Raw genomic sequence first — 24,537 nt, forward strand, 5'->3', positions numbered from 1 at the left:
ATATACCAGATTAAAAATAATAATCATGTCTAAAATTGAAAACAACAATCCAATGACCGCTGAAGAAGTTCTAAGACTTAGAACTGTTAAAGCAAAATCAGCTGAAAAACCATCAGCCATTGAAAAATTATTCAACCAGGCTCCGGCTATGGAAACCATTAACGGAAGAACTTTTCCTAAAGGGATGAAAACTATAGGAATGCCTATGGATGAAAAAACAGCAGAAAACAGATCTCTGGAAACTGACCATTTCTACCCTACCCATGCTGATTTTGAATATAATCCAAAACTGGAACCTAAAAAAGACCGTAAACCTAAATTTATTGAAAGAGATTCTTTCCTGACTCAGGAAAATGCAAGAACTATTTTTGGAGCAGATCAGAGAAAAGTATATAATTCTACAGCCTATCCATGGAGATGTGTAGGAAGAGTGGAAAGTTCTTTAGGATCAGGAAGTGGTGTGATGATCGGACCAAGACACCTTCTTACCTGCTCTCATATTGTAGACTGGCAGCCTAATAATACCACAGGATGGCTGAAATTCACCCCAATGTATTACAACGGAAGCGCTCCATACGGAACGGCTTGGGGTACATTAACCTATTACAAGTATAAAGTTGCTGGCCCAACGATTGATTCTACAGAAATCCAATACGATTATGTAGTGATTGTGTTAGACAGACCTATCGGAAACAGCACAGGCTGGTTAGGCTCAAAATCCTACTCAGATTCATGGGATGGAGGAGCTTACTGGACTCACGCAGGATATCCGGGAGACCTTACAGGAACGCAAAGACCTACCTACCAAACAGGTATCGCACTGGATGGAGATTTCTGGAGTGCTGATGACAACGAAAGCATGAGCCATAAGGCAGATATATGGCCTGGACAAAGCGGAGGTCCTTTTTGGGGATATTGGGACGGTTCTCCGTATGCTGTGGCTACTCAAAGCGCGCATAATCCAAGCGATAATTTTGCAAGTGGCGGCTCAGATTTAGTCAATCTGGTCATCAGAGCAAGAAATGAACATCCTTAATTTATTTTTTTAGCTTCAATCAAGAGTCTGCCTTTCGGGGCAGGCTTTTTTATGTAAACTAAAATAACAGACCAATTGAGTCAGTATTCTCAATATTTTAATACATTTGTTTAAAACATATTTCAGATGAATTTCGAGCAGATCAACTTACACCTTGAAGCTTACAAAGAACATAACCAGATTCTGGATGCAGCAAAATACCTGATCCATTCATTTGAGCTGGAGCATGAAAACTTTGCAGGTTTCGGATTCAGGGAAGAACTCTCTCCTACTTCAATGCTTCTTACGGCAGAAGGAGAGCTGGGAGGACCACAGACTGTAATGATCCCGAAAAATTTATTTGATTTTGACCTGAACCTTGTTTTGAATATGGTAGCCCATGAAATGCTTCATGTAAGACAAAAGGCTCCCGGACAGGTTATTGAAGACAAAAATGAAAGGGAGTTTCAGGCGTATTATGAGATGCTTTTTCACAAAGTATTTCCGCAGATTCCTGAGGTTTCAGATTTTCATAAAAAATTCTTTGGAGGAAAGGCCTTGGAATATTATAAAAGAATGGGTGAAGGCTCAGTGTTGCAACAAAAATATGCAGAACAGAAAGTAGAAGTAGAACATTTAATCAACGAATTACCATGACAGTAAAACCAGATATCACCTGGGCAGATTTTGAAAAAATAGACATCAGATGCGGGACCATCATCTCTGTGAATGATTTTGAAAAAGCAAGAAACCCATCTTATCAGCTGGAAATAGATTTTGGAGACCTAGGAATCCGAAAATCGTCGGCACAAATTACTTCTCTTTATGAAAAAGAAGAACTTGTAGGAAAACAGATTTTAGCGGTTGTCAATTTTCCTAAAAAGCAGATTGCCAATTTCTTCAGTGAATGTCTTGTGTTAGGATTATATGGTGAGGACAAAAAAGATGTTACTCTTTTAGCTCCTTCATTGCCTACAAAAAATGGAATGCAGGTAGGATAGACACCCAACAAAAACACATATGATACAGAACATCCCCTTAGAAAGAGTTTTATTCCTTGATATTGAGACCGTTCCACAAGCTGGATCATGGGACGATTTATCCGAAACCGATCAGTATCTGTGGGACAAAAAAACAAAATTTCAGAGAAAAGATGATGTCACCGCAGAAGAATTTTATGAAAGAGCCGGTATTATGGCCGAATTTGGAAAAATTATCTGCATCACCATCGGAATGGTTGAAAAGAATGAAACCTTAAAAATAAAAAGCTTTTCCGGACATGATGAAAAGAAAATGCTTCAGGAATTTGGAGAAATTTTCAACAGCCCAAGACTTTACAATGTGATTCTCTGTGCCCACAACGGAAAAGAATTTGATTTTCCGTGGATTGCCAGACGCTATCTTATCAATGGAATGCAGCCTCCTGCTCCGTTTCAGATGTTTGGAAAAAAACCATGGGAAGTTCCTCACATCGATACAATGGAACTGTGGAAATTTGGAGATTATAAGAGTTTTGTATCGCTGGAATTACTGGCCCATGTCTTTGGTATTCCTACTCCGAAAGATGATATTGACGGCTCAATGGTTTCATCAATTTACTACATAGAAAAAGACTTGCAGAGAATTGTTGACTATTGTGAAAAAGATGTCTTAACTTTGGCAAATATTTTCCGGCGTATGCGTCAGGAAGATTTGTTGAAAAGGAATATCAATCTAGATTAAAAAATGAAATTTACAGACGATCAAATTGCTGACATTGGTGAGGAAATCATTGGTGTACTAAAAACCGTATATGACCCTGAAATTCCGGTAGATATCTACGAATTAGGGCTGATTTACGATGTCCAGATCTCCGATGATGCTGACGTAAAAATTATAATGACCCTTACTACTCCCAACTGCCCTGTGGCAGAAACCCTTCCTCAGGAAGTAAAAGATAAAGTGGCTGAAGTAGAGAACGTAAAAAGTGTAGATTTAGAGCTTACTTTCGAACCAAGCTGGAATAAGGATATGATGAGCGAAGAGGCAAAGTTTGAGCTGGGAATGCTTTAAAAATTACCTTTAACAATATAAAACCCCGAAAATAATTTTTCGGGGTTTTGTTTTTAAATGTCTTTAGCAATTTCTTTTCCTTCTCTCCTGCTCCACTCACTCCATGAACCTACATACAGATCCGGAATGGGAAATCCTGCATAATCCAGAGCTAAAATAGTATGGCAGGCAGTAACTCCCGATCCACAGTGAATGATCAGATGATCAGGCTTATTTTGTAATAACTTAGCATATTTTTCTCTTAAGACTTCTGGGCTCAGAAAGTTTCCATTTTCATCAAGGTTTTCAGAAAAAGGAATATTGATCGCTCCCGGAATATGCCCCGCTACCAGATCAATAGGCTCAGATTCGCCTTTATAACGATAGGCATCTCTTACATCAACAACTGTAGAAGAATCATTTTCCAATTCATTTTCAACAACTTCCAGGCTCGAAAGAGGAAGTACCCAATCATTTCTTTTAATTAAAGCTGCTTTATTAAATGTCTCTTCTCCGGAAGAAAATTCTAAGCCTGCTCTTTCTGCTGCCTGCATTCCTCCATCAAGAACCTGAACTTTTTCAAGTCCAAAAGATCTTAACATCCACCAGGCACGCGCTGCTGCGTTGGAAGCATTTTTATCATCATAGATAACAATATGAGCCTCTTCTGATATCCCAAGATCAGAAAGCGTTTCAGCAAACTTTTCTACAGAAGGAAGCGGATGCCTGCCTCCAAAAGCTGCATCTTCTCCTATTTCAGCCAGATCTTTATCCAGATCAATAAATCTTGCTCCGCTAATATGCTTTTCAAGGTAGTTTTGTTTTACCTCTTTTCCTGTTCTTGCATCAAGAATGATGAGATTTACTGTTGGAATATTTTTGAGTTCGGATGATGAAATGATTGGAGACATTTTTGTTGATTTTGGAGTTAATTTAATTATGTTTTGGCTAAAGCCATGTATATTTCAATATAGTAAAGCGGGCTAAAGCCCGCTCCTATTGATAGTTTTCTCACAGATTTTACAGATCCCGCAGATAGAAAAGAAGTCTGCTTAATCAGCAAAATCTGCGAGAGATCTATTCATCTTAAAAATGAAAAATATCCTTCGCCTTGTTATAAGAACTTTCAAAGTTCAGAAGGTTCAGTTTATGCTCTGCTTTTTCAACACTCATAAAATTGATCACCTGTTCTGTAGGCATGTTTCCTACAAGATCATCCTTAGCCATAGGACATCCTCCGATTCCTTTGATGGCACTGTCAAATCTTCGGCAGCCTTGATCGTAAGCCGCTTTTAATTTTGAATAGGAATCTTCATAACGGTTATGAAAATGTCCCCCGAAGTTGATTTCAGGATATTTTGAAGGTATTTTTTCAAACAAAAGAGCAATCGTTTCAGGAGTTGCCACTCCGGTAGTATCTGATAATAAGATATCTTTTACTCCGATATCTGAGAATTTTTGTGCCCACTGGTCAACATCTTCCCATTTCCACATTTCACCATATGGATTTCCAAAAGCCATCGAGAAATAGATATTAAGCTGTTTTCCTTCACTTTTTACCAGTTCAAGCATTTTAATAATTTCATCAAAAGCTTCTTCCTGGCTTTTATTGGTATTTCTATGTTGAAAAGTTTCAGAAATAGAGAAAGGGAATCCAAGAATATCTACTGACTCGTGTTTCAATGCTTTTTCGGCACCTCTGTAATTACCAATAATAGCAGAAACTTTGGTTTTTGAACGTGATTTGTCGATATTTTTTGCCACCTCATCAGAGTCAGCCATCTGTGGAATCGCTTTTGGAGAAACAAAACTCAGACAATCCAATACATCAAAGCCAACATCCATTAAGGAGTTGATATAATCTATTTTTTTATCGGTAGGGATAAATTCTCCCCATCCCTGCATGGCATCTCTAGGACATTCGGTAAGAAACATTTTTACTTTTTGATTTTCTCAAATATAATAAAACTAAACTACTTGGTATACTGTACATACAAAGCTAACACTATTTTGATTTTCAAAGATTTATATCTGATTTATAATTTCAATAACTGATATTAAATCGCAAATAACGTATTCTCAGCATCAAATTTGCTAACTTTGTTAAAATTTATGATATCTGATGAGTACAATAGAATTCAACCCTTTGTGGAAAGAAAAATTACTGAACCGTTTTCTTAGCTATGTAAAAATATATTCAACCAGTGATGCAGAAAGTGAAACGACACCTTCTACTCCGCGCCAATGGGATATTGCCAACTATATTACTGAAGAACTGAAGACCATCGGTCTTGAAAATGTTTCTATAGACAGTAACGGTTATATCATGGGCTATGTTCCTTCTAACCTTGAAAACGATGACAGACCAACCATCGGGTTTATTTCACATTATGATACTTCACCGGATTTCAGCGGAGAAAATGTAAAACCTCAGGTTTGGGAAAATTATGACGGAAATGATCTTCTTTTGAACCAGACAACAGGATTCACTTTATCTCCTTCAAGATTTGAAAGCTTAAAAAAATATATTGGTCAGACGTTGATTACTACTGACGGAACTACTCTTCTTGGAGCTGATGATAAAGCAGGCTGTGCAGAGATCGTAACAGCAGCTGAATATCTTATCGCTCATCCTGAGATCAAACATGGAAGAATTGCTATTGGCTTTACTCCGGATGAAGAAATCGGAAGAGGTGCTCATAAGTTTGATGTTGCTAAATTTGGTGCAGAATGGGCTTACACAATGGATGGTGGAGAAGTTGGAGAACTTGAATATGAGAACTTTAACGCTGCCGGAGCGGTGGTAAAAATCCACGGATTAAGTGTTCACCCTGGTTACGCGTACGGAAAAATGATCAATTCTGCTCTTTTAGCTGCTGAGTTTGCTCAAATGCTTCCTGCTAACGAAACGCCTGCAACAACAAAAGGTTTTGACGGATTCTATCACTTAATGGACATTACCGCTGATATTTCTGAAGCAAAACTTCAATACATTATCCGTGATCATGATGCAGATAAATTTGAAGCCAGAAAGAAAATCATGGAAGAAAAAGTAGCAGAATTCAATCAAAAACATGGTGAAGGAACTGCTGAAGTGGAGATTAAGGAGCAATACAGAAACATGAAGCAGCAATTTGAAGGTAAAATGCACATTGTAGATCTTGCTGCTAAAGCAATGACTGAAGCTGGTATCGAACCTAAGATCAAAGCGATCAGAGGAGGTACAGATGGTGCTCAGCTTTCTTATATGGGACTTCCTTGCCCGAATATCTTTGCTGGAGGAATCAACTTCCACGGACCGTATGAGTATGTCGCTTTGGAAAGTATGGAAAAAGCAACTGAAGTAATTATTAATATTGTAAAAGCTTAATAAATCATGAAAAAGGTCTTAGCATCAGCATTCATTTTCACTTTTATTTTCAGCAGTGCTCAGGTTTCTGAATTTCAGAGGGCAGATTCGCGCTATGAAAGAAAGAAAACTGCTCTGTATAATAAATATCCTAAGCCTAATGATTTAAGAACTAAGAAAGAATGGCTTTTAACAGAGGATAAAATAACGGCTTACAAAACCGCTTTAGATAAGGCTTCTCTGGAGGATCAGAAAATGATCTCAGCAGACCCTCCTGTAAAAACAAAAGTAAGTAAGGAAGCAGAATATGATAAAGGTAAGGCTGCTTTTCAAAAGCTATTATCTGAAGCTGTAGACCTTGATTTTCTCAACTTTTCTTCAGATTCTTACAAAGCAACAATAAGTTTTGTTGTGGACTCTAAAGGGAATGCTCTTAATCCCAATGTAAAAGGAAACAATGAAGATGTAAATGCATTCATTGAAGCCGCTTTTTACAGGATTAAAGAGAAAGGAAAATGGAAACCGGCAGAAGACAAAGGAAAGCCCGCCTCCTCCAATGTTACTATTCCTTTAGTAATGTCTTTTAAAAAATAATATACAAAACCCGCTATTCTGATAGCGGGTTTTTATTTTTCATATACTGAAAACATAATCGAAGATCATTATGTTGTTGATATTAATTTAACACAATTCTTTTGTAAGTTTTAAATAATTCACTTAATTTTGATTAAACCTTAAAATCACTTTATATGAAAATGAAATCCAACCATTTCAAAATCAACAGAAATTTTTACTTTTCTTTTCTTTTTTCTTTTTTCTGTTTATTTCTTTTAACGTCTTGTTCTCAGGATGATCCGGCGGATGCTCCTGTTGAAAAACCTGCAGAGTCTACTCCTATGAAGACTTTGGGAAATCTGACTTTACAGAAGAATGTTATTATTCTGAATGATGAGTCAGTAAATGCCATTTCTACTCATAATGAAGGAGAAATTACATTTAGCCGTATGACACCGCAAACTGACAGTATTTCTATAGGAACTGTTATTGTAGGGACTAAGATAGAAGGTGATCAGGTGAACACCATTCTTTCGAAAGTAAGTTCTGTTTCAAAATTGAATAACCAGTTTAAAGTACAGACTTCCAGTGCAAAACTTGAAGAGTTTATCTACAGCGGAACACTTAGTGGCGTGTATGATCCATCAGGGAAAGCTCCTGTTAATATTGATGGAAAAATGGTTAATTACATTCCTGTAGAAGGGATGGTTTCTGACCAGATCAATCAAAGAATACATTCTATCGAAGCTAAAAACCTTCAGAATCAGAAATTAATTACTTTCAACCGTTATAATTTTAATAAAACTTATTCATTTCCTCTAACTTCTGCAGGAACATCCAGCGTAAATGTTCAAGGAGGATTTACACCAAAGATTGATTATAATATCACATTCTCATGGGGACATTTGTCCAACTTCTATGTTAACCTCATCATGGATGATATCAAACTTCAGAGTACGGCAACTATTGTAGGAAGCCTGGGCTATACCGCTAGTACTACAGACTATCTGAATATTCCTATCGTTCCTATCGTTTTGGGACCTACAGGACTGATCTTAAGTCCTACCCTTTCTGCCGGACCTTTTCTGGGAGTACAGGCTACAGGAAAAGTACAGGCAAAGCTTTTGGATCTTGAAGGAAATGCTAACTTTTTAGTAAGCAAAACTCCGGAGATTAATATTAATCTTCAAAAGAAATCAGAACCTGCCATCACTCTTGCAGAAGGAAATTTATCTGCTGAAGGTGGTTTAGAAGCAAAAGGAGCTGTAGGACTCATGTTCCTTACCATTCCTATTGCCAACTCAGGGGTAAAAGGAAGAGCTTCTGCCCTTTCATCTTTAGGATTAACATTGGTTCCTGCAAGAAAAGGTGTGATTACTGTAAAAGGTAAAATCCAGGCCGATATGTTCTATGGTTTTGGAATCGCTCCTTTACGATATGAAGGAACCATTCCTCTTTTCCAAAAAGAACGTACACTGTATCAGAAGGAATTCAGTTTCTAAGACCTCTTTTTCTATTGATCATAAAAAGCCACTTTCACAGTGGCTTTTGTTTATATAAAAGCATCCATAAAATTCATTTACAACACATTAAGACAATTTTATTATATTTACAAAGATGTACAATTATTAAACAATAACATTTAATACCAAATTATCATGAAAACAATGAAAAAACTTTTGAGAAAAGACTTATCTGAAATTTTAGGAAGCGGAAATGGAGGCTGTCATATGGGAGGAAACTCTTACAATTGTCAGGACGACTGCCAATGTGCCTGGGGATATGCCTGTGAAATGTATGAAGACGGAAATCCGGGACAATGCATCGCTGTAGGAGGCGGTGGAAATCCGGGCGGTGGCGGATGCGTTCCTCCTTCCATCTGTGAAGAACAACCTTTTTAATAATAGAAACCCGGAAGTATCACAACTTCCGGGTTTTATTTTTCATCCTAAAACAGATCCTTGTCAAAGCGTTTCTGCCATTCATCAAATAAAATTTCATTCCACGCTTCATCGTTGTTGTTTTGCATTAGATTTTTAACAATAATTAATTTATGAAGCAGCAATTTTTCGCGCTAAGTGCATTGTTATTATGTATTTTTTGCGGTATAGAAACTAAAGCACAACAGACTCCGGCTTTTCACATTGGGGTCAAGGGAGGGGCAAACTTTACAAAAACCTCCACAGAATCTTCACTGGAAGGGAAATATGGATTCGGCTATCAGGCAGGAGTCATGACAAGAATGGATATCGGAAAACTGTACGTACAGGGGGAAGCGTTGTTCAACAAAAAGAAAACATCATTCGAGTCCCAAGACGGAAGCTCTTCAAAACTTTCCTGGAACGCTATTGATATTCCTGTAATGGTAGGATATAAACTGATTAAAGCTGATGATTTTAATGTAAGGATATTTGCAGGTGGGGTTTACAGCTATGCTTTCAACGATAAAGTGTCTACTTCCCAGGCTCTTCAGGAAGGGTTTAAAAAGTTTGACAAATCCAATATTGGCGTTACGGGAGGCGTAGGATTAGATTATAAAAACTTCACGGTAGATCTGAGGTATGAAACCGGTCTTACCAGCATCAGTAAAGATTTTAAGTCCAAACCCCACAGTTTTTCCCTCGGAATAGGTTATTTCCTGTTCTAAAAAACTTAAATTATCTTTACCTGTTAGAAACTGTTTTCCCTGCAGTTTCTAATTTTTTTATTAATCTATTTCCTGTTCCATGACAAAACCTTTTGTTTTAAAAGAATACATATTTACATTTATCTTCTGGTTTGTTCTCGCTATTGTACTCTGGTGTAACTTTCAGATTACAACAGAGAAGTATCTCGCTATGATTCAAACCATTATCATTACATTTTCTTCTTTTACCTTCACTCATTTTTTGACCAATAAGCTTCTTCCGAAAGCTTTACGGGAAAAAAAAATGAAACGTTTTCTGATACAGGTTGTCATGGTTATTTTCATATTGAGTCTCATCTTCGCTGTTATTTTTACTTATCTTGAGGTTGCTCCAAAAGATGAGCTTCCCAAAAGCTTTTCAGACCAGCTCCCTTTTTTGTGGAAAGGTTTTTACATGTCTTTACCAGCCTCTTTTCTGATCAACGGAGCAGCATGCGGCATCAAATTTTATAAAGAACATGGAAGAATAGAGCGGGATCATATTCTACTGCAGCAGGCTCATCTGGAAAACCAGCTCAAACTTTTACAGGATCAGATCAATCCCCATGTGGTATTTAATATTCTGAATCATATTCATATTCTGATGAAGACGGATACACAGCTGGCAGATTTTTTACTGATGAAATTTTCGGATATTCTCAGGTATCAGTTGTATCATTGCAATCAGGCTATGGTTCCTTTGGATAAGGATATCGAGTATCTTCAAAACCTTGTTGAGGTAGAAAAACTGAGATGGGGAAATGAACTGGACGTAAAAGCCTCCTGGGAAATTGATAACAGAAAAGCCTATATAGCCCCTTTACTTCTCGTCCCTTTTATAGAAAATGCATTTAAGTATGTCTGCAGGCTTCCTGGACATAATGGCTATGTAAAAATCTCCTGTAAAGAAAAAGACAATCATCTCTATTTTTATGTTGAAAATTCCTATTCGGATATGGCAACCTATAAAAAGAAAGACGGAACGGGTGGAATTGGTCTTCAAAATGTAAGGAAACGGTTGAAATTACAATATCCTGATTCCCATGATTTAAAAATTGAAACAGATCATCATATCTTTAGAATAACTTTAACGCTAACACTTTCTGACCATCATGAGCAATACGATTCCTAAAATGAAATGCCTGATCATCGATGATGAACCTCTGGCAAGATTCCACCTTAAAGAACTGGCAGACCAGATTGACTTTTTATCGGTGGAAGGAACATGCGCTACCGCTCTGGAAGCCGATACCAAAGTAAAAGAGAGTGAAATAGACCTCCTTTTCCTGGATATCAACATGCCTTATCTTACAGGATTGGAATTTTTGGAACAGCTTGAAAATCCTCCTTTATGCATTCTTACCACAGCTTATTCAGAATATGCTTTGGAAGGATTCCGTCTGCAGGTTGTGGATTACCTTTTAAAGCCCATTGCTTTTAACCGTTTTTATCAGGCAGTTAATAAGGCGCAGCAGCAGTTTATCATTGGGGAAAAATTAAACAACAACACTACTCTGGATGATCCTTTTCTCTATGTAAGGCAGTCTGATACTTTCATTAAAATTTCATGGGTAGATATTCTGTACATTGAAAGTATGCAAAATTACACCAAGCTTCATTTTAAAGATAAATCACTGATCATCCATCAGACTATGAAAGCTATTGAAGAATCTCTTCCATCTGATCATTTTTTCAGGATTCATAAATCATACCTCATCAATATTACCCATATTGATATGATTTCAGGAGGACGTCTTTTCATTAATAAAATTGAGCTTCCCATATCCCGTACCCGAAAGGAAGAACTGCTTAATCAGGTGGTGTATAAGAAATTAATCAGTAAATAGAAGAAAGAAACCGGAAGCAGGGAGTTTAATAATTCCAGGCTTCCAGCATTTTTTTATGGGAGATTCCAGCGGAGTGATACTGCTGCGTAAAATGTGCTTGAAAATCTAGGATCTGCGATCTTCTTGTCTCTGAAAATACTGCTGATTTTCCGATCATTTTCGCTGAAGCTCCTCAATATGGCAGTTCCTCCTGTAAGGCGCAAAGTAAGCCTGTCATTGATTTTTAATTCCGGTCTGAGTCCTGCAGTGATCTGCTGATACCCTAGCAACATTGATTTTCCGTTTATACTTCTCTCTGCAGTCATTCCGTTCAGTTCTACAACAGCCTTTAAAGTAAATTTATCTGAGAAAAGATATCCGGCTTCCATCCCTTCCGGGAAATTGATCTTAAACTTAATTTTACCATTCGTTTTCCAATCGAAATAAATCCAGGGTAAAATCATGGGAACTCCAAAAGCCGTCGTAAGCACCGGACCTCCACCTAAAGAAATATTAGAATTAAAATGTCTGATAAATAAAAGTCCACCCTGCCCCAGCACATCATCAAAATCTATTTTTTCAAGGTCTGTATACACTCCAACGGATGCCATCATCATCATACTCCACTTTTTGCCTAATGGTCTCATATGCTGTATTCCGATCTGTGCATTCAGCATCTGATCCGGAAACAACGGAGTTTCGTAGTTTTTATGGGTCATCTTTGCATAAGAGCCACTCAATAGCATAGACCACGACCTTACCTTCCCGTCAGTATCTTTTTTTACGGATAACGGAATGCTGAGATTCAGGTCTACTCTTTTAAAATCACTTTTAGAATTGGTCTTTGTACTGTCTTCAGGTCTGATGTAATTGGAAGCAGGAATATACTCTGTTTTAAGTTCTGCAGAGAGCCCGGACTGTGCATTCACCCAATATCCTAATGGCAGTATACAGCATAAAGCTGTCGAAAGGGTTCTTTTCATATTTTAAATTTTATGCAAAGAGAACCCTTTGACTATTTTTTACAAAAAATACTTGATTAAGTGCCCGGATTGTATGACAACCGGATTAAATAACAGGATCAATTTCCGGATCAGAACTGGTGTTTAAGCTTTCTCTTTTTTGAGTTTTAAAAATTCGGTATCCGAACCACACTGCAATCAATGCCATTGCAGAACGTGTTACAACCATAGGAATAATAGAGTCTGCTTCTAAGAAACCTATCAATCCTGATATTAAGAAGGTTACCATCAACTGCATAAAGCCCAGCAGTGCCGCTGCAGTTCCTCTTCCTTTTTTGAATGGAGACAATGCATGAGCTGATGTAATAGGAAACAAAATTCCGATAGCCAGTAATGACAGATACAACATGGCAATTTCCAATGCTACAGACAGATTTTCAGCTGCAATCAGAATATGAAGGGTACATACCACCAACAGAACAATTGTAGCAGCAAATAAAAGAGTTGAATTGCTTATTCTTTTGATCAGTTTAGGCGTAATATAAGCGGCTGTTATCAATGCCAGTGAGTTAAAAGCAAAAATAAAACTGAATGTACTGCTCGAAAAACCATGGATCTCCATGAATAAAAACGGTGCATTGGAGATGTAAATAATCAAAGAAGCAAAGGCAATACTTCCTACCATAGTGCTGTTGATAAAGTCTCTGTTGGAAATGATCATTTTCAGCTGATCTTTTAATCCCTTTTCATTCAACATCTCATCATCGGAAAGATGGATTCTGGTATTGGTTTCAGGTACATACTTGTAAACCATGAAAAAGGTAATCAGCCCCATAATGCATAAAAAAGCAAAAGAACTGTTCCATCCCCAGAATTTAAGGAATACGCTTCCCAGTAACGGAGCTACAATCGGAGCAATACCGCTGATCTGCGACTGCTGTGAAAAGATGGTAACGGCTTTATGCTTATCATAGAGATCAATAATAATTGCCCTTCCGATAACAATTCCGGCACTTCCTCCAAATGCCTGTAGAAAACGCATCGCCCATAATACATAAATATCAGAGGTAAAATAGATGGCTGTAGCTCCTATAATAAAAAGCAAAAGTCCACAGTACAACATGGGTTTTCTTCCTTTTTTGTCTGATAAAGGTCCCCATAACAGCTGCCCGAAAGCAAATCCGGCAAAAAACACAGAAATGGATACCTGAATATGCCCGATATCGGTATTAAAAATCTTCGCCATACTTGGGAAAGCAGGAAGATAAAGATCTATACTTAGCGACTCTAACGTGTTGAGTAGTGCGAGAATAAACACTACAATGCTCAAATTCTTCTTCATAAATAACAATAAGCCTTCGCAGGCGATTTTTTCAACTGCAAAATTGCTGTAAAAAGTATCGTTTTTCAATAAAAGAACTGAAGGAAGGATAGCACAAACTGAGGATTATCCAATCTGATTACACCCGAATTATTTATTTAAAACAAGAAACAAAGGAACATTCTGAGGATTAACCTTTTCCAGGCCTGAACCCTTCCGGATTCTGCCGGGTATGCTTTTTAAAAAACCGGGAAAAGTAGGAAGCATCGCTAAAACCCAGTTTAAAAGCAATCTCTTTTACTGTTAAAGCACCAAAACTGAGTTCTCTTTTGGCTTCCAGAATAAGCCTCTGGGCAATCATTTTTTTCACTGTTGTTCCTCTGGAAAGACGGACAATGTCATTGAGGTGATGGGCACTTATTTTGAGCTGTTCAGCATAAAAATCTGTGTTTTTCTCTGTGATATAATGCTCTTCTATCAACGCTGCGAGTTGCTGAATTCTCGGTTTATCATCTTCTGCAGTATTCTGCATCGTGATCTGATCTGTAATGATGAGGCAGAAAGCTCTCAGATAAGCCTTTAAAATTTCAACACGCCCGGATCCCAGATATTCTCTTTTAATCATTGAAATAAGCATATTTCCGGTTTCACTGCTTTCTGCATCCAAAAAGAAAGGTCTTGCACCGTTGGCCAGAACGACTTCCGTATCACAGGCTTCTTTGAAAATTTCTTTGCTTATGGCCAGCACATAGCCTTTTTCATTGCGGAGTTTCATATTAAAAACCTGTCCGGGAACAATAATGCAGAGCTGGTTGTTTTTTACGGTATAGCTTTCAAAATCCAGTTCAAGACGGCTGTCTGTATGCACTTCTTTGAACCAGATAATCTCAAAAAAATTATGTCTATGAATATCCTCGAAGTTCTCCGGATGTCCATTTTCTAAAGTATTGACCTGAAATTCTTCAGACACCAGATTATGAACGGGAATATTTTTTTCAGATGAATTCATTGCTAATGTTTTTGATCAGAGAAAGCGAAAACCGCAGCAAAAAATACTACGGTTTTCTTACAATATTTAAAATTAAATATAATTTTTCGATTTTATTGGCTTAAAAAAGCATCCCATCCCTGAGCAGTAAGAGCTACCAGTTGATTAGATCCTCTGGCTACCATAAAGTTTCCTTCTTCTTTTTCTACGGCATGCCCGATAATGGTAAAGTCAGGGTGGTTTTTAATTTTATCAAAATCTTCTGATGAAATAGTGAATAAAAGTTCATAATCTTCACCACCACTTAAAGCCGTCATTACAGGATTTAAGTTCATTTCATCTGCTGTAGAGATCGTAAGATTGTCTAACGGAACTTTTTCCTCGTACAATCTGAATCCTACATTGGATTGATCCGAAAGGTGAAGGATTTCGGAAGCCAGACCATCTGAAATATCAATCATAGACGTTGGTTTAATATCCAGTTCTTCCAGAATCTTTTTAACGTCTGTTCTTGCTTCAGGCTTCAGCTGTCTTTCAAGGATATAGTCGTAACCTTCCATTTCCGGTTGCATATTAGGATCAGCAAGATAAACAGCGTGTTCTCTTTCCAGAATCTGTAATCCCATATAGGCTCCGCCTAAATCTCCTGTTACCACAAGAAGATCATTTGGCTTTGCTCCGCTTCTTTTTACGATGTTTTCTTCATTTTCAATTCCTACAGCGGTAATGCTCATCACCAGACCTGAATTGGAACTTGTTGTATCTCCTCCGATAAGGTCAACCTTGTATCTTCCACATGCAGCCTGAATTCCGGAATAGATTTCTTCTAACGCTTCCACTGGAAAACGGTTAGATACCGCAAGGGAAACCAATATCTGTGTAGGCGTTGCATTCATTGCTGCAATATCGCTCAGGTTTACCACCACCGCTTTATAGCCTAAATGTTTTAAAGGAACATACCCTAAATTAAAGTGTACGCCTTCCGCCAATACGTCTGTTGTAAGAACTACTTTTTTGTTATCAGGATTAATAACTGCCGCATCATCTCCTACTCCAAGTTCTGAAGATTCGTTGGATAAAGGAAAATGCTCTGTCAAATGTTTAATAAGACCGAATTCTCCTAATTTTGAAATGGGCGTCAGCTCCTGTGATTTATCTTCAAACATGATATTTTGTATTAATGTTCAATGTAAAAGTATGAATGATATAAAAATTGCTCCTCAAACTGTAAACATTGAACCTTGAATTTTAAACTTTGAATTATTGAGTAAGTTCTGCCGGGTCAATATTGTGTGGATGGAAAGGAAACTTTTTGAAGTCTTCTTTCGATAATACAACAGTGTCCGGGGTTTTATACTTATTCATTGCTTCCACTACATCATCCGGTGGTGTGGTCATTTTTCTAAGCATCATATCAATCCATACACCTGTAGCTTCTGCAGTAGCACAGTGCATCCCGTCCGGAGTATAGAATTTGTGTACAAAACGGTAGATGGAAGAATCTTCTGCACATCCGTCTATTTCTACACTTACGATGACGATCTGATCTGCATAGATTTCTTTGAAGAAAGAATATCTTTCATGCAGGATTACCGGACCGATTCCCCATCTGCTCAGCTGGGTAACTCCCATTTTCTCTTTAGTCATAAAAGCCATTCTGGCCTGTGCACAATACTGTACATATGATGAATTGGCCAAGTGCTTGTTGGCATCAAGATCACTCCATCTTACTTCAAATTTATGGTAGAAAATCATATGAAAATCGTTTTTGATATAATTAAAATTATAATCTTCAAAAATACTCAAATAAGATGGTTTATAAAAATTGTACTTTTGAAAAAATAATCTTCCGCATAGGATTACATATACATGAAACAGATCATTATTATCGGAGGCGGTGCTGCAGGCTTTTTCTGTGCATCTAATCTTGACGAAAAGAAATATACAATTACGATTTTAGAACAGAATTCAGATGTCCTTCAGAAGGTTAAAATTTCCGGAGGCGGACGCTGTAACGTGACTCACGCATGCTTTGATCCCAAAGAACTGGTTCAATTTTATCCCCGTGGAAACAAGGAATTACTAAGTGTCTTTACTAAATTTCAGCCTGGTGATACGATGGAATGGTTTGATCAACGAAACGTTCCTTTGAAAGTTGAAAATGATAACAGAACTTTCCCTGAAAGTAACTCTTCTCAGACTATCATCAATACTTTTCTGAATGAAACTCAAAAGAAAAACGTCAAGGTGCAGACAAAATGTACGGTAAAAGAGATTGAAAAGCAGGACGAAAAGTATATTGTAAAGACCAATTCTGGAGATTTTGAAGCAGATTATATCGTTTACACGACCGGAAGTTCTCCAAAATCATTGAAAATGGTAGAAAATCTTGGTCATAAGATTGTGGATCTTGTTCCTTCGCTTTTCACCTTCAATATTAAAGATGAATTGCTGAAAGATCTTCCGGGAACCAGTTTTGAAAACGCAGGCATTTCAATTCCAAAACTGAAAACGGAAGAAAGCGGACCATTGCTTATTACGCACTGGGGGCTTTCCGGGCCTGCTGTTCTGAAAATTTCTGCATGGGAAGCCATCAGTTTGGCAAAGCTTAAATACAACTTTGAAATTGAAGTGAATTTCGTTTCCATAGAAATGGATGAAGCGGAAGAAATGTTCCATAATTTCAAGCAAAGCAACCCTAAAAAGACCATCGGACAGTCAAAGATCTTCGATATTACCAACAGATTCTGGCAGAAAATTTTGGAGAGTTCAAAGGTTGATCTTAATAAACAGGTGGCCAATATTTCCGGAAAAGAGATGCAGAAAATACTGGAAAATCTTTGCCAAAAGAAGTTTCAGGTAACCGGAAAATCTACTTTCAAAGATGAGTTTGTAACGGCTGGAGGTATTGATTTAAAGGAAATTAACTTTAAAAACATGTCTTCAAAATTACTTCCTAATTTCTATATTGCCGGAGAAGTTCTCAATATAGATGCCGTGACCGGAGGATTCAATTTCCAGGCATGCTGGAGTGAAGGATGGTTAATTGCACAGGATCTCAACAGCTTATAAAAAATTATTACTTTTAATAAAAACTAAAAACATGAAAAAAAAATTCGGTTTCTTTCTTTTACTCTGGTTCTTTTTAGGATACAGTCAGGAAAAAACGATTGTCTCTGACTGGACATCATTCACGCAAGCTGTCAATATAGAGCATAAACAGAATTGGAACTTCCGTATAACGGCAAAAATCAGAAAAGACAATGAGGACAATGGTTCCAATTGTGGGTTATGGTGCAGAATAAATAATAAAGATGAGTCTACCAGTTTCTTTGAAAATCAATATTATGGAATCCAGGTAACCCATGAATGGAAAACCTACGAAATAAAAGGAACCATCAATCCATCTGCGAAGATCATGAATATCGGAGCTTTTGCACAAAACAACGGGGATTTTTATTTTGACGATTTTAAGTTGGAAGTCAATGATGGAAAGTCAAAAAAATGGACTGAAGTTCCGCTGGAAAATTCAGGTTTTGAAAAAGAGATTGCCTCTTCAAAGGGTTGGTTTGAAGGAATCCATTCTCAGAAAATAAAGCACGTAAAAAATTTTACCATTGAAACTTCGGATTACCAACCATTCAGTGGCAGCATGTCTTTGTTGATCAAAGGTCGTGGTATTATCGGAACAATGCCGGAAGGGAAATTTATGGATGTTAACGGCATCAAATTATATTATGAAACCTATGGAGAGGGAGAACCTGTACTTATGCTTCATGGTAATGGCCAATCTATCAGTGCCTTTATGAACCAAAAAGACACCTTTGCTAAAAAATATAAAGTGATCATTATAGATTGCCGTGAACGGGGAAGGTCTACTTATGACAAAACAAAAGAACTTACTTTTGATATTCAGACAGAGGATATTAAACAGTTTTTAGAGAAGCTGAACATCAAAAAAACAAAGATTCTGGGCTGGAGTGACGGAGGAATTCTCGCACTGTCTATGGCCATGAAATACCCCGAAATGGTAGACAAAATTGCCTGTTCAGGAGCCAATATTTTTCCGGAAGGAGTCAAAGATCATGATTTAAAATCCATGAAAGAAATGCTCGTAAGCCTTACTAAAGACAATAAAGACCACAAAAACGATATCTTTATTGATCTTCTGAATCTGGATTTGAAGTATCCTCAATGGAAGTATGAAGACCTGAATAAAATTCAGTGCCCATCATTAATCATTGCTGGTGATAATGATCTTATAAAAACAGAACACACCGTAAAAATCGCAGAATCTATCCCAAAAGGACAATTAGCTATTATCCCCAATGCCAATCATTATGTTCCCGAAGAAAAACCGGAATTATTCAATGAGTTAGTGATTGATTTCTTCGAAAATAAATAACCTGAATACCATAATATTAATCATGAAAAAAATAATAACCTTCGCTTTGTGTCTTGGTTTTGGACTCGCATTTTCACAAACCAACCAGCCAGAAACCACTTACAATCCAGACAATAACACAGAAAAAACAGTTACTACACCTGTTGAATACCCAGGAGGAATGACTGCTCTGATGCAGGATATCAGTCAAGTTTTCGATCTTTCCTGTCTGGAAAAAGCATCTGGAACATCGAAATCATTAACAACTTTTGATGTTAATCCTGACGGAAGTATAAGTTCTATTTCAACAACAGGAAACAACCGTGCTATGAATAAAGAAATGGATCGTGTGATGAATGCTTTAAAAAAAAGATGGAAACCCGCCACTAAAAATGGGCAAGCCATTAAATCAACATATAACGTTCCTATGACTTTTAAAAATTATTAAAATGCTCTCTGCCAAAAGAAATACTGCCTTTTTCTTTAAAATCCTTTTAGTTTTAGGGTTCGGGTATTTCTTTTGGTTGATGCTGAAAATTACCTTAGAATATATTCCTTTTAATCCTGAAGTCAGTTTTCTGATGATTAAACAGACGGAAGTAACAGAAAGGTCGGAATATCTTCCGTTTTTCTATACTCATGTGTATACGAGTATTTTTGTGCTTCTTTCGGGTTTTCTTGCTTTGCTCAGAAAGAATTTTGGACTCAAAAATTTCCACAGGAATATGGGAAAAGTATATATTTTTCTCATCCTGATCTTTGCTGCACCTTCAGGTATTTATATGGGTGTTTTTGCCAACGGAGGCCTTTTTTCAAAGATTTCTTTTGTTATTTTGGGCTTTTTATGGTGGTTTTCAACGTTGAAAGCCTATCAGCTGGCAAGACAGAAAAGGTTTAAAGAACATAAGCAGTGGATGTGGCGGAGTTTTGCTTTTACTTTATCTGCTATTACCCTGAGAATGTGGAAGGTAATTATTGTATATTTATTTCATCCCAATCCTATGGATGTCTATCAGATCATTGCATGGCTGGGCTGGATTCCCAACATCCTTATTATTGAATATTTAATCACAAAAAAACTTATATGAAAATTCTAAATTACACACTCATTTCCCTGCTTACAGTTTCTCTGTTAAGCTGCAAAAAAGAGGGAAAGACTACTGAATCGGGAAAAGATTCTCTGACCGCAAAAAAGGACTCTGTGGTAATTCCGGAAGTTCACAAAGAATATTACGGAATTTATACCGGTGAATTTGCAGGAATGGAAAAGGTAGTTGACCCAACAGACGGCTCAGAATATGATGTTGATAACTACAAAAGAATTTCTTTAAAGATCAACAGAATTACCAAAGACAGCGTGTACGGACAAAGTATCGTGAATGGGAATCAGCGCCCGTTCAGAGGTGTTTTCAATGAAACCACAACGTCTTTCGTCCTTGATGAACCGGGTAATGACAAAACAGACGGAAGGTTTGAAGTAAAATTAAAGGGCGACAGCTTAACCGGAAAATGGAATGCTTTTGATAAAACAATGGTTAAAGCACCTTCAAAAACGCTTAAACTGACCAAAAAAGAGTTTGTTTATAACCCTAATTTTATGCTGGATAAGGATTCTGATCTGGTAGACTGGTCAAACCCTAAAGAGTTTACCGAAAAATACACCGATGAAGAAACCGGAAAAACAGAAAGTTATAAAACCTCTAAAAACCGTATTGCTTCTGAAGCCATCTTCAAACTGAATGCATCCAAAGAGAAACTGTCGGAAAAGGATCTTAAAAACTTAAGAAAACTGGATCTTGAGATCATCAAAAACTCTGTATTTGCAAGACATGGTTATTCCTTTAAAAAAGAAACCTACAGAAATTTCTTTGAACAGACAGACTGGTATATCCCAGTTTCAAGCAATGTAGATAATGATCTTTCACCTATGGAAAAGGAAAATGTGGCTTTACTGAACCGTTTTACCAAATATGCGGAGGATAAATATGATAGTTTTGGGAGATAGGTAATAGGTGACAGGTTGCAGGTGTTAGGGATTAGGGGTTGAGGTTAAGCCATCACTGTTTGTCAACCTTACGAAAATATAGAGCAACAGACAGCCTACAGCATAGCAAAGGTTATCTATCCATGAGAAAGAATTTCCAATGACAATATACATCAGGCTTCCAGGACGGAAGCCTAGTTTTTCTGCGATATTGAAATACTGGGCAAATTCTACCATCAATGAAAAAATAAGAATTCCCAAAATCAGCTTCTGATCATTTATTTTCACAAAGCTTTTCACAAACGTGTAAAGAAGCATCACGACAATCACATCCCCAAGATAAGCCCTCACAAAGAAAATATTACTTAGTTTGGTGGCAATCACCACTTCTATAAGAAAAATAAATAGGGTCAGAAGAAGGTATTTCAGGCTGAATTGGAATTTCATTTCAAATTGAGTTTAAGGCATAAAAAATCGGCATTCTAAGAATACCGATCTTATCATTTTATAAAGACAAATATATTATTTCTTTACTTTGATTGTACATCCGATGGCTACTGTTTTTGTCATTTTTACCGGTTCACCTTTGATCAGAGCATTCACCGCATCCTGAGCATAGTATTCTGATACATCATTCGGATTATCGTAATTGTTGTCGATAGCGCCAATGTATTTTACGATATTCTTTCCATTTTCTTTTTTCAGCACAAAAACATGTGGAGTCTTTGTAGCACCGTACTGAGGATAAATTTTCTGCCCTTCATCTACCAAATAAGGAAAAGTGAATCCTTTCTGCTTTGCTCTTTCAATCATCTGCTGATAGCCATCTTCCGGCTGTACATTGGGATCATTAGGATTAATGGCAATGACCGGATATCCCTGAGCTTTATATTTTTTATCCAGCTCAATGATTCTGTCCTCATATTTTTTTGCATAAGGACAATGATTGCAGGTAAATACTACAATGAATCCCTTTGCGTTTTTAAAATCACTTAGGGAAACCATTTTCCCGTCAATATTTTTCAGCTTAAAATCAGCGGCCTCATCTCCTACTTCATAGCCTTTTACTGATGAAACGTCCATTTTCTGACTAATATTTCTATTATGATCTTTCGCTGTAAAGCTCAGTAATCCCAGCCCAACAATGAATGCAGTCATTATAATTTTCAGATTTTTCATAATTTAATTATTTATTGTAGATTTTCTTTAATTGTTTTTTCCAGATCTTCTTTACTCATTTCACCGTCATTGAAATGGATTTTTGATCCGTTTTTGTAGAACAACGTTACCGGAATATTTCCATCCCAGTCTTTCTCAAACCTTGGAATCCAGGTATTCATTCTTTTAATATCATCCAACAGCAATACTTCAGCAGTAAGATTTTTCGTTTTAATGAATTTCAAGACTCTTTCTTTATCTGCCAACCTGTCTAAGGAAACCAAAATCATCTTATACTTCTGATTATCTGAATACTTAGCGTTCACTTCCATAAAATGGGGCAGCTCTTTTACACATGGACCACAAGTTGTAGACCAGAAGTTGACTACAAGTAATTTATCTTTTTCCTGCTGAATACGCTTCTCCAAATCTTCATATTTTACTACAGAAATACTTGTTTGCTGAGCTTTAAAAACAGTACAGAATAAAAACAGTGTTAATATTTTTATTATATTTTTCATTATCAAGATATAAACAACTACAATCCAACAATATACAAAAATAAAATTCATCAATTCCGTAAATCTTTTACAAATAAACATTTTTTTGGTCACTGATTCATTTTTTTGATATTTTTACAGCCTTAAATGATAACCATGAAAAAAACTTATTTACTTCTGCCAATTTTCTTTTTGGCATCATGCTCAAGCAGCAATGACGATGATACTTCAACAGGTAATAACGGAAACAATAACAACAATGATCCGGTTTTGGTAACCAAAATGACTATGGATGGAGATGTTTTAACGTTTACCTATAACGGTTCAAAAATTTCTCAGATCAAGAATATCACAGAAGGAAGCGTAACGACATTTCTCTATTCAGGTGATCTGATAACACAATCTGTAGTGAACGGTTCAAACACTTCTCTTAATACTAAATTTACTTATGACAGCAATGGCAGGCTGGTCAAGAAAACAATCTCAGGAACTGATTTCGGAGGAGCCTGGAATTCAGAGTCCAACTATACCTATCAGGCCAATAACAATGTAAAAATTGTATATACAGCAACTACTTCATCATCAACAAGAAGTGAAACCAGAAATGCAATTTTGAATGCTGATGGGTCGATGAGCAGCTGGACGGGTACTCTTTCAAGAACTCAGAATAATACTACTGAGACAGCATCCTCTACCTTAAAAACAGTGGTATATGACTCCAAAAATGCTCCTTTAAAAAATATAACAGGGTATTTAAAAATTATTGATAATGAAGATGAAAGTGGATCTGCCCACAATACATTAAGCTATAACCACATCATCAGTTACAATAATGGAACCGGAACTGAATGGACCATATTCAAATCTAATTTCGAATATAATTCCAGCGGTTATCCTACAAAAGAAATCCGAAGCTATTATGATAAAAATGGGACCACAACTACAGGTTCCACGGACGTTAATACTTACGAATACAATCATTTATAATACAAGAGAGCCGCTAAGGCTCTTTTTTTTGCAGATATGTTAATTTTTTCACAACCAGTAGAATTATATAGATGATTTTTATATATTTGAGTTGAATCAAACTAAAAATATCATGAAAAAATTAAACAATCAGAAAAAACTGACTAAAAAGGCATTGAAAAATATCACAGGAGGAAATGGACCTGGGATATGCTGGGAAGGCCTTTGCAGGGTAAGAGGAACAGATGATGAATATACCGTAGGACCTTTAGACAGCACCGGATTTTGCTGCTAATCCAATACACTTAAAACTAAAACAATAACCAAAATCAAATCATCATGAAAAAATCAAACATTCAAAAAAGAAAACTGACAAAAAGTGAGTTAAAAGAAATTACAGGAAGTGGCAGAGTATGCTGGGACGGATTCTGCCGCAGAGGAGAATTTGAAGAATGGCAGCTTGGAGCTGGTGACAAAAATGGATACTGCTGTTAGGATTCCATACACTTTGTTAGATAAATAAGGATTGAGGTAGCCCCTCAATCTTTTTTTATAAAATAGATTTTCGTTTAAAAAAGTTAACAATTTGACTCACAATATTTTGAACATAATAAAATAACTTGTAAATTAGCTTTTACCAAATTAAAATTATTATGAAAAATTTAAAAAATCAGAAAAGAAAATTGAGTAAAATTGAGCTGAAAGAGATCAGCGGCGGAGCAAACAGACCTGTATGCCCAAGAGTAATAAGCTGTACAGATCCTCATACCGGAGAAGAACGGTCTGGAGTTCCGGGGATGCAGGATGGATTCTGCTGCTAACACAAAATAACT

31 protein-coding genes are annotated in these 24,537 nt (G+C 36.8%); 21 read left to right on the forward strand and 10 right to left on the reverse strand.

Annotated features, from left to right (window positions below):
* Nucleotides 1-25 precede the first annotated feature (25 nt).
* The 5 genes from ACMA47_RS10770 to ACMA47_RS10790 all read left to right on the forward strand — a co-directional run bounded on the left by ACMA47_RS10770 (nt 26) and on the right by ACMA47_RS10790 (nt 3,067).
* A complete protein-coding gene (locus ACMA47_RS10770) occupies nt 26-1,036 on the forward strand; it encodes a trypsin-like serine peptidase (RefSeq protein WP_413929791.1) in 1,011 nt (336 codons plus the stop codon).
* A gap of 126 nt (nt 1,037-1,162) precedes the next feature.
* Entirely contained in the window at nt 1,163-1,672 is a 510-nt protein-coding gene (locus tag ACMA47_RS10775) for a hypothetical protein (protein WP_413929792.1), read from the forward strand.
* Complete coding sequence (locus ACMA47_RS10780) at nt 1,669-2,016, forward strand: tRNA-binding protein (protein ID WP_034691975.1); 348 nt, start codon at nt 1,669-1,671, stop codon at nt 2,014-2,016. Before ACMA47_RS10775 ends, ACMA47_RS10780 begins: the two co-directional genes overlap by 4 nt.
* Before the next feature lie 19 nt (nt 2,017-2,035).
* On the forward strand, nt 2,036-2,737 hold the full coding sequence (locus ACMA47_RS10785) for a 3'-5' exonuclease (protein ID WP_413929793.1): 702 nt from the start codon (nt 2,036-2,038) through the stop codon (nt 2,735-2,737).
* Nucleotides 2,738-2,740: 3 nt separating this feature from the next.
* Entirely contained in the window at nt 2,741-3,067 is a 327-nt protein-coding gene (locus ACMA47_RS10790; RefSeq protein ID WP_034691980.1) for an SUF system Fe-S cluster assembly protein, read from the forward strand.
* A 53-nt stretch (nt 3,068-3,120) separates the two neighbouring features.
* On the opposite strand, the gene ACMA47_RS10795 is transcribed toward ACMA47_RS10790, so the two are convergent.
* Both ACMA47_RS10795 and ACMA47_RS10800 read right to left on the reverse strand, forming a co-directional pair.
* Nucleotides 3,121-3,957: a sulfurtransferase gene (locus ACMA47_RS10795; protein ID WP_413929794.1), complete on the reverse strand. Its 837-nt coding sequence runs from the start codon at nt 3,955-3,957 to the stop codon at nt 3,121-3,123.
* Nucleotides 3,958-4,132: 175 nt separating this feature from the next.
* Nucleotides 4,133-4,981 (reverse strand): hydroxymethylglutaryl-CoA lyase, encoded by an 849-nt coding sequence (locus tag ACMA47_RS10800; RefSeq protein WP_062672973.1) that lies wholly within the window; start codon nt 4,979-4,981, stop codon nt 4,133-4,135.
* Between the two features lie 187 nt (nt 4,982-5,168).
* On the opposite strand from ACMA47_RS10800, the gene pepT reads away from it, so the two are divergent.
* The 7 genes from pepT (at nt 5,169) to ACMA47_RS10835 (ending at nt 11,462) form a co-directional block, all read left to right on the forward strand.
* Nucleotides 5,169-6,416, forward strand: a complete 1,248-nt coding sequence (gene pepT, locus ACMA47_RS10805) for a peptidase T (protein ID WP_413929795.1) — start codon at nt 5,169-5,171, stop codon at nt 6,414-6,416.
* A 6-nt stretch (nt 6,417-6,422) separates the two neighbouring features.
* Nucleotides 6,423-6,989 (forward strand): hypothetical protein, encoded by a 567-nt coding sequence (locus ACMA47_RS10810; RefSeq protein ID WP_413929796.1) that lies wholly within the window; start codon nt 6,423-6,425, stop codon nt 6,987-6,989.
* Nucleotides 6,990-7,144: 155 nt separating this feature from the next.
* Nucleotides 7,145-8,452, forward strand: a complete 1,308-nt coding sequence (locus ACMA47_RS10815) for a hypothetical protein (protein ID WP_413929797.1) — start codon at nt 7,145-7,147, stop codon at nt 8,450-8,452.
* A gap of 165 nt (nt 8,453-8,617) precedes the next feature.
* Nucleotides 8,618-8,851 carry a hypothetical protein gene (locus ACMA47_RS10820; protein ID WP_185103601.1) on the forward strand — a complete coding sequence of 78 codons (234 nt, stop codon included), beginning with the start codon at nt 8,618-8,620 and terminating at the stop codon, nt 8,849-8,851.
* Between the two features lie 152 nt (nt 8,852-9,003).
* Entirely contained in the window at nt 9,004-9,597 is a 594-nt protein-coding gene (locus ACMA47_RS10825; protein ID WP_413929798.1) for a porin family protein, read from the forward strand.
* A gap of 79 nt (nt 9,598-9,676) precedes the next feature.
* Nucleotides 9,677-10,747: a sensor histidine kinase gene (locus ACMA47_RS10830; RefSeq protein WP_413929799.1), complete on the forward strand. Its 1,071-nt coding sequence runs from the start codon at nt 9,677-9,679 to the stop codon at nt 10,745-10,747.
* Nucleotides 10,728-11,462: a LytR/AlgR family response regulator transcription factor gene (locus ACMA47_RS10835; RefSeq protein WP_413929800.1), complete on the forward strand. Its 735-nt coding sequence runs from the start codon at nt 10,728-10,730 to the stop codon at nt 11,460-11,462. The genes ACMA47_RS10830 and ACMA47_RS10835 overlap by 20 nt, the downstream gene beginning before the upstream one ends.
* 53 nt (nt 11,463-11,515) lie before the next feature.
* On the opposite strand, the gene ACMA47_RS10840 is transcribed toward ACMA47_RS10835, so the two are convergent.
* The 5 genes from ACMA47_RS10840 to ACMA47_RS10860 all read right to left on the reverse strand — a co-directional run bounded on the left by ACMA47_RS10840 (nt 11,516) and on the right by ACMA47_RS10860 (nt 16,467).
* Nucleotides 11,516-12,424, reverse strand: coding sequence for a DUF6268 family outer membrane beta-barrel protein (locus ACMA47_RS10840; RefSeq protein WP_413929801.1), 909 nt, complete (start codon nt 12,422-12,424; stop codon nt 11,516-11,518).
* Between the two features lie 85 nt (nt 12,425-12,509).
* Nucleotides 12,510-13,745 carry a multidrug effflux MFS transporter gene (locus ACMA47_RS10845; RefSeq protein WP_413929802.1) on the reverse strand — a complete coding sequence of 412 codons (1,236 nt, stop codon included), beginning with the start codon at nt 13,743-13,745 and terminating at the stop codon, nt 12,510-12,512.
* Nucleotides 13,746-13,914: 169 nt separating this feature from the next.
* Nucleotides 13,915-14,733, reverse strand: a complete 819-nt coding sequence (locus tag ACMA47_RS10850; protein WP_413929803.1) for a helix-turn-helix domain-containing protein — start codon at nt 14,731-14,733, stop codon at nt 13,915-13,917.
* Nucleotides 14,734-14,825: 92 nt separating this feature from the next.
* Nucleotides 14,826-15,878 (reverse strand): thiamine-phosphate kinase, encoded by a 1,053-nt coding sequence (thiL, locus tag ACMA47_RS10855; RefSeq protein ID WP_253315874.1) that lies wholly within the window; start codon nt 15,876-15,878, stop codon nt 14,826-14,828.
* A 94-nt stretch (nt 15,879-15,972) separates the two neighbouring features.
* Nucleotides 15,973-16,467: an acyl-CoA thioesterase gene (locus ACMA47_RS10860; RefSeq protein WP_034692066.1), complete on the reverse strand. Its 495-nt coding sequence runs from the start codon at nt 16,465-16,467 to the stop codon at nt 15,973-15,975.
* A gap of 114 nt (nt 16,468-16,581) precedes the next feature.
* On the opposite strand from ACMA47_RS10860, the gene ACMA47_RS10865 reads away from it, so the two are divergent.
* From ACMA47_RS10865 to ACMA47_RS10885, 5 genes are read left to right on the forward strand one after another with little or no spacing between them, the layout of a single operon-like run.
* A complete protein-coding gene (locus tag ACMA47_RS10865; protein WP_413929804.1) occupies nt 16,582-17,784 on the forward strand; it encodes an NAD(P)/FAD-dependent oxidoreductase in 1,203 nt (400 codons plus the stop codon).
* Between the two features lie 31 nt (nt 17,785-17,815).
* The gene (locus ACMA47_RS10870) at nt 17,816-19,117 is read left to right on the forward strand and encodes an alpha/beta fold hydrolase (RefSeq protein ID WP_413929805.1); all 1,302 of its coding nucleotides are present in this window, start codon (nt 17,816-17,818) and stop codon (nt 19,115-19,117) included.
* Between the two features lie 22 nt (nt 19,118-19,139).
* Nucleotides 19,140-19,544, forward strand: a complete 405-nt coding sequence (locus ACMA47_RS10875; protein ID WP_253315871.1) for an energy transducer TonB — start codon at nt 19,140-19,142, stop codon at nt 19,542-19,544.
* Nucleotide 19,545: 1 nt separating this feature from the next.
* A complete protein-coding gene (locus ACMA47_RS10880) occupies nt 19,546-20,184 on the forward strand; it encodes a DUF2306 domain-containing protein (RefSeq protein ID WP_413929806.1) in 639 nt (212 codons plus the stop codon).
* Nucleotides 20,181-21,101 carry a YARHG domain-containing protein gene (locus ACMA47_RS10885; RefSeq protein ID WP_413929807.1) on the forward strand — a complete coding sequence of 307 codons (921 nt, stop codon included), beginning with the start codon at nt 20,181-20,183 and terminating at the stop codon, nt 21,099-21,101. Before ACMA47_RS10880 ends, ACMA47_RS10885 begins: the two co-directional genes overlap by 4 nt.
* Nucleotides 21,102-21,125: 24 nt before the next feature.
* Here ACMA47_RS10885 and ACMA47_RS10890 read toward each other — a convergent pair whose 3' ends face one another.
* The 3 genes from ACMA47_RS10890 to ACMA47_RS10900 all read right to left on the reverse strand — a co-directional run bounded on the left by ACMA47_RS10890 (nt 21,126) and on the right by ACMA47_RS10900 (nt 22,759).
* Nucleotides 21,126-21,527, reverse strand: a complete 402-nt coding sequence (locus ACMA47_RS10890; protein WP_413929808.1) for a DUF2809 domain-containing protein — start codon at nt 21,525-21,527, stop codon at nt 21,126-21,128.
* Between the two features lie 75 nt (nt 21,528-21,602).
* Nucleotides 21,603-22,259: a thioredoxin family protein gene (locus tag ACMA47_RS10895; protein WP_413929809.1), complete on the reverse strand. Its 657-nt coding sequence runs from the start codon at nt 22,257-22,259 to the stop codon at nt 21,603-21,605.
* A gap of 11 nt (nt 22,260-22,270) precedes the next feature.
* Nucleotides 22,271-22,759, reverse strand: a complete 489-nt coding sequence (locus tag ACMA47_RS10900) for a TlpA family protein disulfide reductase (protein WP_413929810.1) — start codon at nt 22,757-22,759, stop codon at nt 22,271-22,273.
* A 135-nt stretch (nt 22,760-22,894) separates the two neighbouring features.
* Between ACMA47_RS10900 and ACMA47_RS10905 the strand changes: the two genes are divergently transcribed.
* The 4 genes from ACMA47_RS10905 (at nt 22,895) to ACMA47_RS10920 (ending at nt 24,525) form a co-directional block, all read left to right on the forward strand.
* Nucleotides 22,895-23,725: a hypothetical protein gene (locus ACMA47_RS10905; RefSeq protein WP_413929811.1), complete on the forward strand. Its 831-nt coding sequence runs from the start codon at nt 22,895-22,897 to the stop codon at nt 23,723-23,725.
* Between the two features lie 112 nt (nt 23,726-23,837).
* The gene (locus ACMA47_RS10910) at nt 23,838-23,999 is read left to right on the forward strand and encodes a bacteriocin (RefSeq protein ID WP_142723515.1); all 162 of its coding nucleotides are present in this window, start codon (nt 23,838-23,840) and stop codon (nt 23,997-23,999) included.
* Nucleotides 24,000-24,043: 44 nt separating this feature from the next.
* A complete protein-coding gene (locus ACMA47_RS10915) occupies nt 24,044-24,199 on the forward strand; it encodes a hypothetical protein (protein WP_156106405.1) in 156 nt (51 codons plus the stop codon).
* A 158-nt stretch (nt 24,200-24,357) separates the two neighbouring features.
* Nucleotides 24,358-24,525, forward strand: a complete 168-nt coding sequence (locus ACMA47_RS10920) for a hypothetical protein (protein ID WP_156106404.1) — start codon at nt 24,358-24,360, stop codon at nt 24,523-24,525.
* Nucleotides 24,526-24,537 lie beyond the last annotated feature (12 nt).

Origin of the sequence: Chryseobacterium sp. T20, from assembly GCF_047345655.1 — a bacterium.
Classification (GTDB): domain Bacteria; phylum Bacteroidota; class Bacteroidia; order Flavobacteriales; family Weeksellaceae; genus Chryseobacterium.

Coding starts and splice junctions, on each gene's coding strand:
- ACMA47_RS10910 (WP_142723515.1), top strand. CDS start 23,838: ATGAAAAAATTAAACAATCAGAAAAAACTGACTAAAAAGGCATTGAAA.
- ACMA47_RS10820 (WP_185103601.1), top strand. CDS start 8,618: ATGAAAAAACTTTTGAGAAAAGACTTATCTGAAATTTTAGGAAGCGGA.
- ACMA47_RS10815 (WP_413929797.1), top strand. CDS start 7,145: ATGAAAATGAAATCCAACCATTTCAAAATCAACAGAAATTTTTACTTT.
- ACMA47_RS10770 (WP_413929791.1), top strand. CDS start 26: ATGTCTAAAATTGAAAACAACAATCCAATGACCGCTGAAGAAGTTCTA.
- ACMA47_RS10830 (WP_413929799.1), top strand. CDS start 9,677: ATGACAAAACCTTTTGTTTTAAAAGAATACATATTTACATTTATCTTC.
- ACMA47_RS10790 (WP_034691980.1), top strand. CDS start 2,741: ATGAAATTTACAGACGATCAAATTGCTGACATTGGTGAGGAAATCATT.
- ACMA47_RS10895 (WP_413929809.1), bottom strand. CDS start 22,259: ATGAAAAATCTGAAAATTATAATGACTGCATTCATTGTTGGGCTGGGA.
- ACMA47_RS10835 (WP_413929800.1), top strand. CDS start 10,728: ATGAGCAATACGATTCCTAAAATGAAATGCCTGATCATCGATGATGAA.
- ACMA47_RS10865 (WP_413929804.1), top strand. CDS start 16,582: ATGAAACAGATCATTATTATCGGAGGCGGTGCTGCAGGCTTTTTCTGT.
- ACMA47_RS10840 (WP_413929801.1), bottom strand. CDS start 12,424: ATGAAAAGAACCCTTTCGACAGCTTTATGCTGTATACTGCCATTAGGA.
- ACMA47_RS10905 (WP_413929811.1), top strand. CDS start 22,895: ATGAAAAAAACTTATTTACTTCTGCCAATTTTCTTTTTGGCATCATGC.
- ACMA47_RS10785 (WP_413929793.1), top strand. CDS start 2,036: ATGATACAGAACATCCCCTTAGAAAGAGTTTTATTCCTTGATATTGAG.
- ACMA47_RS10845 (WP_413929802.1), bottom strand. CDS start 13,745: ATGAAGAAGAATTTGAGCATTGTAGTGTTTATTCTCGCACTACTCAAC.
- thiL (WP_253315874.1), bottom strand. CDS start 15,878: ATGTTTGAAGATAAATCACAGGAGCTGACGCCCATTTCAAAATTAGGA.
- ACMA47_RS10775 (WP_413929792.1), top strand. CDS start 1,163: ATGAATTTCGAGCAGATCAACTTACACCTTGAAGCTTACAAAGAACAT.
- ACMA47_RS10900 (WP_413929810.1), bottom strand. CDS start 22,759: ATGAAAAATATAATAAAAATATTAACACTGTTTTTATTCTGTACTGTT.
- ACMA47_RS10880 (WP_413929806.1), top strand. CDS start 19,546: ATGCTCTCTGCCAAAAGAAATACTGCCTTTTTCTTTAAAATCCTTTTA.
- pepT (WP_413929795.1), top strand. CDS start 5,169: ATGAGTACAATAGAATTCAACCCTTTGTGGAAAGAAAAATTACTGAAC.
- ACMA47_RS10920 (WP_156106404.1), top strand. CDS start 24,358: ATGAAAAATTTAAAAAATCAGAAAAGAAAATTGAGTAAAATTGAGCTG.
- ACMA47_RS10800 (WP_062672973.1), bottom strand. CDS start 4,981: ATGTTTCTTACCGAATGTCCTAGAGATGCCATGCAGGGATGGGGAGAA.
- ACMA47_RS10875 (WP_253315871.1), top strand. CDS start 19,140: ATGAAAAAAATAATAACCTTCGCTTTGTGTCTTGGTTTTGGACTCGCA.
- ACMA47_RS10850 (WP_413929803.1), bottom strand. CDS start 14,733: ATGAATTCATCTGAAAAAAATATTCCCGTTCATAATCTGGTGTCTGAA.
- ACMA47_RS10795 (WP_413929794.1), bottom strand. CDS start 3,957: ATGTCTCCAATCATTTCATCATCCGAACTCAAAAATATTCCAACAGTA.
- ACMA47_RS10885 (WP_413929807.1), top strand. CDS start 20,181: ATGAAAATTCTAAATTACACACTCATTTCCCTGCTTACAGTTTCTCTG.
- ACMA47_RS10890 (WP_413929808.1), bottom strand. CDS start 21,527: ATGAAATTCCAATTCAGCCTGAAATACCTTCTTCTGACCCTATTTATT.
- ACMA47_RS10780 (WP_034691975.1), top strand. CDS start 1,669: ATGACAGTAAAACCAGATATCACCTGGGCAGATTTTGAAAAAATAGAC.
- ACMA47_RS10860 (WP_034692066.1), bottom strand. CDS start 16,467: ATGATTTTCTACCATAAATTTGAAGTAAGATGGAGTGATCTTGATGCC.
- ACMA47_RS10825 (WP_413929798.1), top strand. CDS start 9,004: ATGAAGCAGCAATTTTTCGCGCTAAGTGCATTGTTATTATGTATTTTT.
- ACMA47_RS10915 (WP_156106405.1), top strand. CDS start 24,044: ATGAAAAAATCAAACATTCAAAAAAGAAAACTGACAAAAAGTGAGTTA.
- ACMA47_RS10870 (WP_413929805.1), top strand. CDS start 17,816: ATGAAAAAAAAATTCGGTTTCTTTCTTTTACTCTGGTTCTTTTTAGGA.
- ACMA47_RS10810 (WP_413929796.1), top strand. CDS start 6,423: ATGAAAAAGGTCTTAGCATCAGCATTCATTTTCACTTTTATTTTCAGC.